The following is a 13880-nucleotide window of genomic DNA, read 5'->3' as shown; positions in this document are numbered from 1 at the left end:
CCAGCGCCAGCGGCCGCGCCGTCTTGCCCTCAGCGGGACATATTGGTTTCAACTTGAGCATCCTTTGCTCTAGCGTCGCGGGACGCCAACCGTTTCGGGAATGCTCCCATGTCGCTGCTGGACACATTCTTCAACGCCGACGTCATGATGTCGAGCCTGCCGGCGCTGCTGCGCGGCTTCCTGAACACGCTGCTGCTCGGCATCCTCAGCATCGGCATCGGTATCCCGATCGGGCTGGCGATCAGCCTGGTGCGGCTCTACGCGCCGAAGCCGCTGCGGCTCCTGGCAGTCGGCTACATCGACATCTTCCGTGCGATGCCGGTGCTGGTCGTGCTGATCCTGATCTACTACGCACTGCCGTTCCTCGGCATCCGCCTGTCGTCCTGGACATCCGCGGTGACGGCGTTCGCCATCATCATGGCGGCCTATTCGGCCGAGGTGTTCCGTTCCGGCATAGAAAGCATTCCGAGCGGCCAGTTCGAGGCGGCGCAGGCGCTCGGCCTGCCGTTCCTGCTGACCTTGCGCAAGGTGGTGCTGCCGCAGGCGATCCGCGTGGTCATTCCGCCGATGACCAGCAATTGCGTTTCGATGTTCAAGGACACGTCGCTCGCTTCCACCGTGGCGCTGCCGGAACTGCTCAAGGAGGCGACCAACGCGCAGTCGCTCTACGCCAACCCCTCGCCGCTGATCGGCGCGGCGCTGGTCTATCTCATCTTCCTCTGGCCGATGGTCCGCCTCGTCAGCCTGCTTGAACGCCGCTTCAAGACCGAGAAGACGCGCTGACCGCCGCCAACAGTTCTTTCCCATCTACCAAGCACTACGCAGGAGACGACCTTGAACAAGCATCAAACCGCCAATGCGAACGGCGCCGCCGGTGCGTTTCCGGTCGAGGCCATTCGCGCCATGTTCCCCGCCCTGCAGCGGGCCGGCGACTTCATCTTCCTGGACAATGCCGCCGGCGCACAGATCCCGCAGAGCGTGCTCGACGCGGTGACCAACCATCTGGTGGCGCACAATGTGCAGCGCGGCGGCCGCTATGGCCGAAGCGTCACAGTCGACCAGTCGGTCGCCGATGCGCGGACAAGCGTAGCGCTGCTGATCAACGCCTATAGCCCATCCGAAATCTGTTTCGGCATGAACGCCACCTCGTTCATCCGCCTGGTCAGCCTCGGCATCGGCCAGATGCTCGCCAAAGACACAGATGGAGGGCGCGACGAGATCATCGTCACCGACATGGACCACGACGCCAACATCGCCACATGGCTGGCGCTGGAATCCGCCGGCGCCAAGTTCAAATGGTGGCGCATGCGCGAGGACGGCAATCTGCATGTCGACGACCTACGCCCGCTGGTCTCGTACCGCACCCGGCTCGTCGCCTGCACGGTGACGGCGCATTCGATCGGGTCGATCGTCGACGTCGCTTCCGTGGCGAAGATTGCGCACGCGGCCGGCGCCGAAGTGTTCCTCGACAGCGTGCATTATGGACCGCATGGGCTGATCGACGTACAGGCCTGGGACTGCGACTATCTGGTCTGCTCCGGCTACAAGAATTTCTCGCCGCATATGGGCTTCCTGTGGGGCCGCTTCGAGACGCTGAAGCGATTGCCGACCTTCCGCGAGGATTTCATCCCCGACGAACCACCCTACAAGGTCGAGGCCGGCACTTTCATCTACGAGAACGTCTCCGGCATGGATGCCGCCGTGCGCTATCTCGAGTCGATCGGTCGCAATTTTTTGTCCGAGAACAACCGCTCGCGCCGCGACAACATCGTCGCCGGCATGAACGCCATCCGCGACTACGAGCTGGTGCTGGCCCGCGAGATGTTCGCCGTGCTCAAGGACTGCAATGCCACGATCTACGGCGTCGCCGACGAGGCCCGCATCCATGAGCGCGTGCCGACCTTCTGCTTCAACATCGGCGCGCTGTCACCGCAGCGGATCGTCGAGGAAATGGCCGAGCTGCAGATCGGCATCCGCGACGGCCACATGTATGCGCCGCGGCTGATGAAGCGGCTCAACCTGTCGATGGACAGCGGCGCTATCCGCGCCTCGCTGGTGCATTACAATACGGTGGATGAAGTGCGCCGCTTCGGCGAAGCCTTGCGCACGATCATCGCCAAGCTGTCGTGATCACCTTGGCCACAACGGCTGTTAGCGCGTGTTGAGATTCAGGTCAGGTCGAGTCGAGAATGGTGGCTTCCGAGAACCGGAGCGGAGCGTACTAAAGTACGTGAGCACCGGAAGCGCAGGAAACCGCCATTCGCAGGCCGACCTCACCTGGATATCGACACGCCCGGTCAGGCAGCCTTCTTCTTCGCCAGCCTGGCCTTGATGCTTGCCACGTCGGCGCGTGGCGTCGCTGCGAACAGCGTCTTTGTGTAGCTGTGCTTGGGGTCGGCAAAGACCTCGTCGCGCGAGCCGTATTCCACCGCTTCGCCGAAATACATGACCATGACGTCGTCGGCGATGTAGCGCACCACCGAAAGGTCGTGGCTGATGAAGACATAGGTCAGCTGGAACTCGTCCTGCAGATCGGCGAGCAGGTTGAGCACCTGCGCCTGGACCGACAGGTCTAGCGCCGAGACCGGCTCGTCCAGCACCAGCAGGCTCGGGTTCAGCATCAGCGCGCGGGCAATGGCGATGCGCTGGCGCTGGCCACCCGAGAACATGTGCGGGTAGCGGTTGTAGTGCTCGGTGCCGAGGCCGACCTTCTTCAGCATCTTCATCGCAAGGTCGCGGCGTTCCTCGGCCGGCTTGTCGGTGTTGATCAGCAGCGGTTCGCCCAGCACGTCACCGATCTTCTGGCGTGGATTGAGGGAGCCGTAGGGATTCTGGAAGACGATCTGTACCTTGCGGCGCATCTCCTTCGTCAGCCCGTCCCTGGCGATGTCGACCTTGTTGCCATCGATGAACAGCTCTCCGGAAGTCGCCGGATCGATCAGCGTGATGATGCGGGCGAGCGTGGACTTGCCGCAGCCGCTCTCGCCGACGATGGCGAGCGTTTTGCCCTTGTCGACGCTGAAGGAGACGCCCTTGACCGCATGCACGGTGCGTGCACCGCGGAACAGCCCGCCGCCGACATGGTAGTCGCGCCTGATGTCCTTGCCCTCGAGGACCCTGACGCTCATCGGGCGGCTCCTGCTGCAGAGGGCGCCGGTTCGAAAAGCATGTCGGATACGGTCGGCAGCCGGTCGCCGACGGCATTTTCCGGCAGCGCCGACAGCAGCGCGCGGGTGTAATTGCTCTTCGGCGATTCGAACAGCGACAGCACGTCGGCCTCTTCCATCTTGCGGCCCTTGTACTGGACGATGACGCGGTCGGCGGTTTCGGCCACGACGCCCATATTGTGGGTGATCATGATCAGGCCCATGCCGTATTTGACCTGCAGCGAGACAAGCAGGTCAAGGATCTGCTTCTGGATGGTGACGTCGAGCGCAGTGGTCGGCTCGTCGGCGATCAGCAGCTTCGGATTGCAGGCAATGGCGATGGCGATCATGACGCGCTGGCACTGGCCGCCCGACATCTGGTGCGGAAAGGAGTCCAACCGTTCCGCTGGGTCAGCAATGCCAACCTGCTTCAACAACTCGATGGCGCGGGCACGGCGCTGGGCCTTGTCCATGCCCATATGGAAGCGCAGCACCTCCTCGATCTGGAAACCGATGGTGAAGCAGGGATTGAGGCTGGCCATCGGCTCCTGAAAGATCATCGACATGTCCTTGCCGACGATCTTGCGCCGCTCGGCGGAGCTCATTTTCAGGAGATCGCGGCCGGCAAAGCTCATCTTGTCGGCCGTGACCGTGGCCGTCCACGGCAACAGCCCCATCACCGCCAGCATCGACACCGACTTGCCGGAGCCGCTCTCGCCGACAATGGCCAGCACTTCGCGCTCGTCGACATGGAGCGAGACGCCGTCGACCGCCCGGAACGGACCGGAAGCAGTCTGGAACTCGACGATGAGATTCTGGATGTCGAGCAGTGCCATCACGACCTCCTGAGCTTCGGATCGAGTGCGTCGCGCAGGCCATCGCCGATAAGGTTGATGGCCAGCACGGTGATCAGGATGGCGAGGCCCGGGAAGGTCACGACCCACCAGGCGCGCAGGATGAATTCACGCGCCGAGGCAAGCATGGTGCCCCATTCGGGCGTCGGCGGCTGGGCGCCGAGGCCGAGGAAGCCGAGGGCCGCCGCCTCGAGAATGGCGTTCGAGAATGACAGCGTGCCCTGGACGATCAGCGGCGCCAGGCAATTAGGCAGGATGGTAGCCAGCATCAGCCTGAGATGGCCAGCACCCGCGACCTTTGCAGCCACGACATATTCGCGGCTCTTCTCCGCCATGACGGCGGCGCGCACCAGCCGGGCGAAATGCGGCTGCAGCACGAGTGAAATCGCCAGCATCGCATTGAACAGACCAGGCCCGAGGATGGTGACCAGCACCAATGCAAGCAGCAGCGACGGAAAGGCGAGGATCAGGTCCATGACGCGCATGATCGCCACATCGACCCAGCCGCGGAAGTAGCCGGCAAGCAGGCCGAGCGTGATGCCGCCGAACAGCGACAGCGTGACCACGACCGCACCGATGAGCAGCGAGAAGCGGGCGCCATAGAGCAGGCGCGAGAGCATGTCGCGACCGACCGCGTCGGTGCCGAGCAGATACTGGGCGCTGCCGCCGGCCTGCCATGCCGGAGGTCTCAAGAACGCGGTCTTGTCCTGGACGTCAGGCGCATAGGGGGCCAGCACCGGCGCAAGCAGCGCCGCCAGCACCAAAAGGATGAAGACGAACAGGCCGATGACGGCGCCGCGGTTCACCGAGAAATAATGCCAGAAGGTCCTGAACCCCAGCATGCGGTCGGGGCTGGCGGCAAGCGGCGTGATTTCGGTCGACTGGCTCATCATGCCGCCCGTATGCGCGGGTTGATGACGGCATAGAGCACGTCGACGATCAGGTTCACGGCCATGACGATGAGTGCGATCAAAAGCAGCCCTGACTGCACGACGACATAATCGCGCTTGAAGATCGAATCGACCATCCACTTGCCGATGCCCGGCCAGGCGAAAATGGTTTCGGTGAGGATGGCGCCGGCAAGCAGCGTGCCGACCTGCAGGCCGATGGTGGTGACCACCGGGATCAGCGCATTGCGCAAGGCATGCACGCCGATGACACGGGCCGACGAAAGGCCCTTGGCGCGGGCGGTCCGCACATAGTCCTCACCCAGCACCTCGAGCATCGCCGAGCGCGTCTGGCGGGCGATCACCGCCAGCGGGATGGTGCCGAGCACGACCGCCGGCAGCACCAGATGGCTCAATGCCGAGCGGAAAGCATCCAATTTGCCGTAGAGCAGGGTGTCGACGGTCATGAAGCCGGTGATCGGCTTGAAGAAGAACTGCAGGCCGATACGGCCGGAAACCGGAGTCCAGCCGAGATAGCCGGAGAAAAAGATGATCAGCAGCAGACCCCACCAGAAGATCGGCATGGAGTAGCCGACAAGGGCGGTGCCCATCAGCGACTGGTCGAACCAGGAGCCGCGTTTGACCGCTGCGACGATGCCGGCCGGGATGCCCAGCACCATGGCAAAGATCAAGGCGAAGAAAGAGAGCTCGATGGTTGCCGGGAAGAGCGTCATGAAATCTTCGATGACCGGGCGCTTGGACGAAATCGACACTCCGAAATTACCGGTCGCGGCATCGCGGACATAGTGCGCATATTGCTGCCAGATCGGCAGATTGTAGCCGAACTGTTCCTTGAGCTCTTCGTAGCGCGCGGGCGACACGCCATGCTCGCCGGCCATGGCAAGGATGGGATCGCCGGGCAGCAGCCTGACGAAAGCGAAGGCACAGATGGTGATGCCGATCAGCGTCGGGAGCACCAATACGATTTTGTGGAGGAGATATCGGAGCATCTTGAAAAGGGGGCGGCGCTTTGTGGCGCCGCCCGCCTAACAGTTCTATTCGGCCTTGTCGACGCCGTCGAAGCGATGAATGCCGAGCGGGTCCATCATGAAACCGCTGACGTTCTTGCGCACGACTGCGTAGACTTGGCTGTGTGCCATAAGGAAGGCAGGAGCCTGCTTCTGGAAGACGACCTGCGCCTGCTCATAGAGCTTGGTGCGCTCGCCCTGGTCGCTGGTCTTCTTGGCCTTCTGGATCAGGTCCTCGAAGTCCTTGTCGCACCAGCTCGAGTAGTTCGACACGCCGATGGCCGAGCAGGCGAACAGGGTAGCGAAGAAGTTGTCCGGATCGCCATTGTCACCGGTCCAGCCGATCTGGAAGGCGCCGGGGCGTTCCTTCTTCTTGCCTTCCTCGCGATACTTCGTCCACTCGTAGCTGACGATCTCGGCCTTGACGCCGACCTTGGCCCAGTCGGCCTGGATCAGTTCGGCGGCGCGCTGGAAGTTCGGGTTATAAGGACGAACGCGATCGGAAGCCCAGAGCTGGATTTCCTTCAGTCCGGCATCGGCCAGCACCTTCTTGGCCGCTTCCGGATCGTAGGAATCGAACTTCACGCTCTTGTCCCACGACCACATGGTCGGCGGGATCAAATTGTCGGCAGGCGTGGCGCCGGCGTCCTGGAACAGCGACTTGATCAGCGCTTCCCGATCGATCGCCTGGTTGAGCGCGTGGCGCACCTCGGGCTTGTCGAGCGGCGGAATGGTGGTGTTGTAGCTCATGTAGCCGATGTTCAGGCCGGCCTGATCCATCAGGGTCACGTCCTGGTTGGCTTTGATCGTGCCGATGTCGGCAGGATTCGGATAGGGCGCGATGTCGCACTCGCCGGCAAGCACCTTCTGGATGCGGGCGGTCGCGTCGGGCGTGATGGCGAAGACGAGATCGTCGATCTTTTCCTTGCCCTTGAAGTAATCCGGATGGGCCGCATAGCGGATCACCGAATCCAGCTGGTAGTCGACGAACTGGAACGGACCGGTGCCGATCGGCTTGGTCGAGAAATCGGCCATCTTGCCGGATTTCTCCAGCTGCTCGGCATATTCCTTCGACACGATCGAGGCGAAGTCCATGCCGAGATTGGCAAGCATCGGCGCGTTCGGCTCGGTCAGCGTCAGCTTGACGGTCAGGTCATCGACCTTTTCCCACTTGGCGACGTATTTCGGCATGTCCATGCCGGTGTAGTAGTCCCAGGTCAGGTTCGGCAGGTACTTCTCGCCGTTCCAGGGGTTTTCCTTGTTGAACTGGCGATCGAAGGAGAAGACGACGTCGTCGGCATTGAGGTCGCGCGTCGGCTTGAAATAGTCGGTGGTCTGGAACTTCACGCCCGGATGCAGGTGGAAGGTATAGACCAGGCCGTCGTCCGAGATATCCCACTTGTCGGCGAGACCGGGCTCGATCTCGGTGCCACCATGCTTGAACTCGACCAGGCGCGAATAGACGGTGCGCGACGAGGCGTCGAAATCGTTGCCGCCCGTCGTGGTACCCGGATCGAAATTGGCCGGCGATGCCTCCGAGCAGTAGACCAGCGTCTTGGCATTGGCCACGCCGCCGAGGACGCTTGCAGCCAGCAACGCGGCTGCAAAAGTCAGTTTCTTTTTCATGGAGCACTCCCTGATGTTCTTCCAAGCCCCTCTATCAGGCTCGCGAAGCGCGCATATAAGCACCGTTTTTCCGGCTTTGGAACACCCTGTTTGCGTACCCCATGGGAAGCAGAAAATACTTCTTGGTTTTTGCTGAATTTCAGAAAAAAATAGCAAAACCTACCAATCACAGGATTGTTAACGACTGCATTTTTTTATTGATTGCCGATCTCGCGAATACAATGAACCACAGGCTTCGCATCGCCGCCGGCGTGACAGGAGGCAAGGGCTCGAGAGGGTCGGTGCCGGAAGATTTCGACGGCAAATCTTTCCCGTTCTGCCGCAAGGGCAAGACTTGCACGCTCGCCGATAGTCGCAATACATAGGCGGCATGCTGGATTTCTTGGGGAATCCGCAACCGCTGCAGCGGAGGACGTTTCTGTCATTCAGAAGCGGCGCGGCACGAAGGAAGGATCGAGGGAGGCAACAGGTGGCAAAAGCAGCAAAGACAACGGCCCCGGCGAAGGCAAAGGCCAAGGCCGCTTCAAAGCCGGCCGCCGGTTCCGACAAGGCGAAAGCGCCAGCCGCCAAGGCCGCCGCGCCGGCCAAGCCGAAGGCGGCAGTTGCGCCGGCGAAGACAGGCGCAAAGCCTGCGACCAAGGCCGCGGCTGCAAAGACAGCCACGCCGGACGCCAAGACCGTGGCGGCGGCCAAGCCCGCTTCGGCAAAGCCCGCGTCGAAGCCGGCATCGAGCCCGGCCAAGCGACTGCCGAAGGCGTTGACAGCACTTGCCGCCGGCCTGCCCCAAAAGCCATGGCTCGCCAGCTACCCGAAAGGCGTTCCGGCCGAGATCGGACCCCTGCCCTACAGTTGCATCGGCGACTTGCTGATCGGCGCCTGCAAGCAGTTTGCCGGCCAGCCGGCATTCGTGTGCATGGGCAAGTCTATCACCTATGCCGAACTCGAGCGGCAGTCGACCGCCTTCGGCGCCTACCTGCAATCGACAGGACTGCAGAAGGGCGCGCGCGTGGCGCTGATGATGCCGAACGTGCTGCAATATCCGGTGGCAATGATGGCCATCTTACGCGCCGGCTATACGGTGGTGAACATCAATCCGCTCTACACGCCGCGCGAGCTGGAGCATCAGCTCAAGGACTCCGGGGCGCAGGCCATCGTCATCCTCGAAAATTTCGCCAATACGCTGCAGGCGGTGATCGCCAGGACGGCGGTCAAACATGTCGTCGTCGCAGCGATGGGCGACATGCTTGGCGCGCTCAAGGGCACGATCGTCAACCTCGTCGTGCGCCGCGTGAAGAAAATGGTGCCGGCATGGTCGCTGCCCGGCCATGTCAAGTTCAACGCGGCGCTCAAGGCAGGCGCCGGCGCGGCCTTCAAGCCGGCCAAGGTGGCGGCCGACGACATCGCCTTCCTGCAATATACAGGCGGCACCACCGGCGTCTCGAAGGGCGCGACGCTGCTGCACTCGAACGTGCTTGCCAATGTCGCGCAGAACGCGCTCTGGCTCGAGGACGCCTATACGGTCAGGCCGCGACCGGCGCATCCCAACTTCGTCTGCGCGCTGCCGCTCTACCACATCTTCGCGCTGACGGTGAACGCGCTGATGGGCATGCAGCAAGGCGCCCAGAACGTGCTTATTCCCAATCCGCGCGACATCCCCGGCTTCGTCAAGGAGTTGCAGAAATACCCGATCCACATTTTCCCGGGCCTCAACACGCTGTTCAATGCGCTCCTCAACAATGAGGATTTCCGTAAGCTCGATTTCAAGCCGCTGGTGCTGACACTGGGCGGCGGCATGGCGGTGCAAAAGGGCGTCGCCGAGCGCTGGAAAGCGCTGACCGGCTGCCCGGTCAGCGAGGGCTATGGATTGTCGGAAACCTCGCCGGTGGCGACCGCCAACAAGTTCAGCGCCGGCGACTTCACCGGCACGATCGGCCTGCCACTGCCCTCGACCGAGATCGCCATCCGCGACGACGACGGCAACAATGTGCCGCTCGGCGAAGTCGGCGAGATCTGCATCAAGGGGCCGCAGGTGATGGCCGGCTACTGGAACCGGCCGGACGAGACCGCCAAGGTGATGACCAAGGACGGTTTCTTCAAGTCGGGCGACATGGGCTTCATGGACGAGCGTGGCTTCACCAAGATCGTCGACCGCAAGAAGGACATGATCCTGGTGTCCGGCTTCAACGTCTATCCGAACGAGCTGGAAGAGGTCGTGGCCCAGCACCCGGGCGTGCTCGAAGTGGCGGCGATCGGCGTGCCGGACGAGCATTCCGGCGAAGTGCCGAAGCTGTTCGTGGTCAGGAAGGACCCGGCGCTGACCATCGAAACCCTGACCGCCTATTGCCGCGAGAACCTGACCGGCTACAAGCGGCCGAAATACATCGAGTTCCGCACCGAGCTGCCGAAGACGCCGGTGGGCAAGATCCTGCGGCGAGCATTGCGGGAATAGACGCGATCTTGAACGACGGCACGGGCACCGGCGGGATAGCGGATCGTCGGCATCCCGACCCGGCGACGTTCATCAAGGCGAATTTGCGCCTTGAGCCTGTTCCGGCGCTTCCCGAAATCCTGATCTACACGGCCCATCCCGGCAGCGGCCTGAGGCGGCTGCTTGAGCCGGACGGGAACGATGTCGAAGCGGACGAAGCCGCCGATGTCGATCAGGCCGAGCCTCTGCCGCCTTATTGGGCCTATGCCTGGGCCGGCGGCGCGGTGCTTGCCCGCTACATACTCGACCGGCCGCAGACGGTGGCGGGGCGGCGCGTGCTCGACCTCGGCGCCGGCTCGGGCCTCGTCGGCATCGCCGCGGCAAAGGCAGGCGCCAGCGCGGTGATCGCGGCCGAGATCGACCGCAACGGTGTTGCCGCGCTCGGCCTCAACGCGGCGGCCAACGGCGTTGCTATTACCTTGATCGGTGAAGACATCACCACCGGCCCGCCGCCGGCGGTCGACCTAGTTCTTGCCGGCGACGTGTTCTACAACCGTGAGGTTGCCCTACGGGTTACCCCGTTTCTCGACCGCTGCCTGGCAGCCGGCATCGAGGTGCTGGTCGGCGATCCCCGTCGCGCCGATCTACCATTGTCGCGACTGCGGCTGCTCGCCGAATACCAGGTGCCGGATTTCGGCGACGCGAAGGGTGCCGCGAGCAAGCCGAGCGGCGTCTTTTCGTTTGAACCGGAAGATCGCTAGTGCGACGGGGCAAAGCCTGGTCGTTCTGAATGGCCAGGTTCAACCCTTCGCGGTCGTTCAGTTTCGAAGGGGTCGCATGACGCGATCTGACCCTGAGCGGTCATTGGCTCAATCCCGATCGGAAGATCCCACTGGACCGCGGCCGGGATCGACCGCAGAGTGGAACGACAGGGGAGGAGGGCTGTCGTGACCGACGAGGTGACAATTCGTGAACTCAACGGGCTCGATGAGATGCTCTCGATCTATCCAGTGTTCCGGCAGAGCAACTCGCATCTGGACGAAGCAGCATTTCGTGAACGACTCTCAGCGATGCTCGCTCAGGGCAACTACCGCTGTATCGCGGCCTATATCGGCGATCGAATGGTGGGGCTCTCCGGCTTCTGGACGGGCATCCAGCTCTGGTGCGGGAAGTACATCGAAGCCGACCATGTGGTGGTCGACACGACGCTACGCAGCCTTGGCACAGGCACCAGGCTGATGGCGTGGATCGAGGCGGAGGGCGAGCGGACTGGATGCGCTGTCTTCCGTATTGCCATGGTGCTTGGCAAGGAACGCACGCGCCAGTTTTACGTTCGAAACGGCTTCTTTGATGATGGCCTTCTCATGGTGAAGGCCCTGAGTCGAGGCGCCGCGGAGTTCCCGGAGTATGTATCGCGACCTGGCGAGCCAGGCTTGGGGGTCTAGCGGTTCGCAACCGTCCTCTTCGGCTGCCCGCTTCTGGTGCAACGAAGTTGATTTGAGTTTTGCCCCTGGCCTTGGCCGTCAGACAGTCTCCTTGACCCGCGCCGAAAGAAAGCCGGGCAGATCGGCAACCGAATCCAGAACGACGTCGGCGATCGACGACAGCGATTCGCGCGTGCCGGTGCCGGAGAGCACCCCGACCGCCAGTCCGCAGCCGCCGGCCCGCGCCATTTCGAGGTCGTGGCGGTTGTCGCCGACCATGGCGATCTCCGCCGGCCTGAGCCCGGTCAGATCGCAAAAGGCGAGGATCGTATCCGGCGCCGGTTTCGGCCTTGCCACGGAGTCGTAGCCATAGGCCGCGTCGAAAAGCTGCGCGACGCCGAGTGTCACCAGCGTCTTTTCGGCGCCGCTGGTCGAATCGTTGGTGGCGACGCCGAGCCTGTAGGATTTCTTGTGAAGCGCCCTCAGCGAATCGACGATTCCGGGCAGTTCCACCGCCATGGCCGAGCCCTGGACCGAGGTGATCTCGTTGAAGCGGGCGACGGCAAGCATCTGGTCCTCGTCGGACAGGCGCGGGAACCACAGCTCGACGACATCCATGTTCGAGCCGGACGCGAAGATCGAATCCGGCTTGAAGCGCTTGTTGACGAAATCGAAGCCGGCCGCGGCCAGCAGCCTGTCGGCCTTCCAGCGATCGCCTTCGGCGGCGTCCATGGCCATGAAATCCGCGATGCCGAGCCAGGTTGCGTTGAAGTCGACAAGCGTGCCGTCCTTGTCGAACAATATGCCCTTGATATCCGCCAAACTTTTCACTCCTGACCGCGCAAGCGGTGAATGTGTTCCACCAGTCCGGCAGTCGAGGCGTCGCGCTTTGCGGCATTCTCCTTGCCTTCCACGACAGGCAGCAGGCCGGTCGCAAGTTCCTTACCGAGTTCGACGCCCCACTGGTCGAAAGAATTGATGTCGAACAGCGTGCCTTCGACGAAGACGCGGTGCTCGTAGAGCGCGATCAGCCGTCCGAATGTGCGCGGGTCGAGCTTCCTGTAGAGGATGGTCACCGATGGACGATCGCCGGAGAAGACGCGGTGCGGCGCGATCTTGTCGACATCGGCCGGCTTCATGCCCTTGGCCAGCATCTGCGTGCGCGCTTCCTCCAGCGTGCGGCCCTTCATGAGGGCTTCCGATTGCGCCAGGCAGTTGGCGAGCAGCAGGTCGTGGTGGTGCTTGAGATCGGGTTCGTGGCCGACGGCGGCGGCCAGGAATTCGACCGGAATGAAATCGGTGCCCTGGTGCAGCAACTGGAAGAAGGCGTGCTGGCCATTGGTGCCGGGCTCGCCCCAGACCAGGGGGCCGGTCGGCGTGGTGACCGCGCCACCATCAAGGGTCACGCTCTTGCCGTTCGATTCCATGTCGAGCTGCTGCAGATAGGCCGGCAGACGCGACAGGCGCTGGTCGTAGGGGATGACCGCACGGGCGGGATACTTGCAGACGACGCGGTGCCACCAGCCGATCAGCCCCATCAGCGCCGGCAGGTTCTTCTGCAGCGGCGCGGTGCGGAAGTGTTCGTCCATCTCATGCGCGCCGTCGAGAAAGGCGCGGAAATTCTTCGGGCCGATGGCGATCATCACCGGCAGGCCGATGGCGCTCCAGACCGAGTAGCGGCCGCCGACCCAATCCCAGAAGCCGAAGACGCGGTCGGCCTCGATGCCGAACTTCGCCACCAGATCGAGCGCGGTCGAAACGGCGACGAAATGCTTGCCGACAGCTTCCTTGCCGAGCGCCTTCTGCACCCACTTCCTGGCCGTCTCGGCATTGGTCATCGTCTCGACCGTGGTGAAGGTCTTGGAGGCGATAATGAACAGCGTGGTCTCGGCGGACAGGCCCTTCAGCGTGTCGTGGATATGGGCGCCGTCGATGTTGGAGACATAGTGCGCGCGCGGCCCGTCGTGATAGGGCGCCAGCGCCAGCGTCGCCATGGCCGGGCCGAGATCGGAACCGCCGATGCCGATGTTGACGATGTCGGTGATCTTCTTGCCGGTGGCGCCGGCCGCCTTGCCGGAACGCACGGCGTCGGCGAAGGCGCCCATGGCGTCGAGCACGGCGAGGACCTCCGTCTTCACATCCTGCCCGTCGAGCACCACGCCCTTGCCGCTGAGGTTGCGCAGCGCCGTGTGCAGCACGGCGCGGCCTTCGGTGACGTTGATCTTCTGGCCGGAGAACATGGCGGCGCGGCGGCCCTCGAGATCGGCGGCCGCGGCCAATTTCTCCAGCAGGTCCATCGTCTTCGCGTCGACCGCGCATTTCGACCAGTCGAGCAACAGGTCGCCGTCGGTGGCGGAGAATGTCTCGAAGCGCTTGGGATCGGCGGCGAAAGCTTCGCGCATGCCGGCGGACGCGGCTGTGCGATGATCGCGCAACGCGGCGAACTGTTTTTGAAAGGACGATTGATCCACTGCAAACTCCGAGACC

The 13880-nt window shown here is 63.1% G+C and carries 13 protein-coding genes; 6 read left to right on the top strand and 7 right to left on the bottom strand.

The window, feature by feature from the left end; genetic code table 11:
- Positions 1 to 108 precede the first annotated feature (108 nt).
- Both A6B35_RS07160 and A6B35_RS07155 read left to right on the top strand, forming a co-directional pair.
- Positions 109 to 783, top strand: a complete 675-nt coding sequence (locus A6B35_RS07160) for an amino acid ABC transporter permease (RefSeq protein WP_006202866.1) — start codon at positions 109 to 111, stop codon at positions 781 to 783.
- Positions 784 to 834: 51 nt separating this feature from the next.
- Positions 835 to 2130 carry a cysteine desulfurase-like protein gene (locus A6B35_RS07155; protein WP_006202865.1) on the top strand — a complete coding sequence of 432 codons (1296 nt, stop codon included), beginning with the start codon at positions 835 to 837 and terminating at the stop codon, positions 2128 to 2130.
- A gap of 167 nt (positions 2131 to 2297) precedes the next feature.
- Here A6B35_RS07155 and A6B35_RS07150 read toward each other — a convergent pair whose 3' ends face one another.
- Genes A6B35_RS07150 through A6B35_RS07130 form a run of 5 tightly spaced genes read right to left on the bottom strand, consistent with a single transcriptional unit; the run spans position 2298 to position 7541 of the window.
- Complete coding sequence (locus A6B35_RS07150) at positions 2298 to 3128, bottom strand: dipeptide ABC transporter ATP-binding protein (RefSeq protein ID WP_006202864.1); 831 nt, start codon at positions 3126 to 3128, stop codon at positions 2298 to 2300.
- Complete coding sequence (locus tag A6B35_RS07145; protein ID WP_006202863.1) at positions 3125 to 3982, bottom strand: ABC transporter ATP-binding protein; 858 nt, start codon at positions 3980 to 3982, stop codon at positions 3125 to 3127. The genes A6B35_RS07150 and A6B35_RS07145 overlap by 4 nt, the downstream gene beginning before the upstream one ends.
- Complete coding sequence (locus A6B35_RS07140) at positions 3982 to 4842, bottom strand: ABC transporter permease subunit (RefSeq protein ID WP_244425944.1); 861 nt, start codon at positions 4840 to 4842, stop codon at positions 3982 to 3984. Before A6B35_RS07140 ends, A6B35_RS07145 begins: the two co-directional genes overlap by 1 nt.
- A 47-nt stretch (positions 4843 to 4889) precedes the next feature.
- A complete protein-coding gene (locus A6B35_RS07135; RefSeq protein WP_006202861.1) occupies positions 4890 to 5897 on the bottom strand; it encodes an ABC transporter permease subunit in 1008 nt (335 codons plus the stop codon).
- A 45-nt stretch (positions 5898 to 5942) separates the two neighbouring features.
- On the bottom strand, positions 5943 to 7541 hold the full coding sequence (locus A6B35_RS07130; protein ID WP_006202860.1) for an ABC transporter substrate-binding protein: 1599 nt from the start codon (positions 7539 to 7541) through the stop codon (positions 5943 to 5945).
- 122 nt (positions 7542 to 7663) lie between these two features.
- Here A6B35_RS07130 and A6B35_RS35445 point away from each other — a divergent pair, with 122 nt between their 5' ends.
- The 4 genes from A6B35_RS35445 (at position 7664) to A6B35_RS07115 (ending at position 11414) form a co-directional block, all read left to right on the top strand.
- Entirely contained in the window at positions 7664 to 7906 is a 243-nt protein-coding gene (locus A6B35_RS35445) for a hypothetical protein (protein WP_139032215.1), read from the top strand.
- A 104-nt stretch (positions 7907 to 8010) separates the two neighbouring features.
- The gene (locus tag A6B35_RS07125; protein ID WP_006202859.1) at positions 8011 to 9990 is read left to right on the top strand and encodes a long-chain fatty acid--CoA ligase; all 1980 of its coding nucleotides are present in this window, start codon (positions 8011 to 8013) and stop codon (positions 9988 to 9990) included.
- Positions 9991 to 9998: 8 nt separating this feature from the next.
- Positions 9999 to 10730: a class I SAM-dependent methyltransferase gene (locus A6B35_RS07120; RefSeq protein WP_006202858.1), complete on the top strand. Its 732-nt coding sequence runs from the start codon at positions 9999 to 10001 to the stop codon at positions 10728 to 10730.
- A 186-nt stretch (positions 10731 to 10916) separates the two neighbouring features.
- Entirely contained in the window at positions 10917 to 11414 is a 498-nt protein-coding gene (locus A6B35_RS07115) for a GNAT family N-acetyltransferase (RefSeq protein WP_006202857.1), read from the top strand.
- A gap of 78 nt (positions 11415 to 11492) precedes the next feature.
- Here the strand turns inward: A6B35_RS07115 and A6B35_RS07110 are convergent, their stop codons facing one another.
- Complete coding sequence (locus tag A6B35_RS07110) at positions 11493 to 12215, bottom strand: HAD family hydrolase (RefSeq protein ID WP_006202856.1); 723 nt, start codon at positions 12213 to 12215, stop codon at positions 11493 to 11495.
- A gap of 5 nt (positions 12216 to 12220) precedes the next feature.
- Positions 12221 to 13864 carry a glucose-6-phosphate isomerase gene (gene pgi / locus A6B35_RS07105; RefSeq protein ID WP_040582954.1) on the bottom strand — a complete coding sequence of 548 codons (1644 nt, stop codon included), beginning with the start codon at positions 13862 to 13864 and terminating at the stop codon, positions 12221 to 12223.
- Positions 13865 to 13880: the final 16 nt, after the last annotated feature.

This window comes from Mesorhizobium amorphae CCNWGS0123, from assembly GCF_001686985.1.
GTDB classification, from domain to species: domain Bacteria; phylum Pseudomonadota; class Alphaproteobacteria; order Rhizobiales; family Rhizobiaceae; genus Mesorhizobium; species Mesorhizobium amorphae.
Note: the sequence above shows the minus strand (reverse complement) of the source record. Positions and strands in the feature narration are given on the sequence as shown.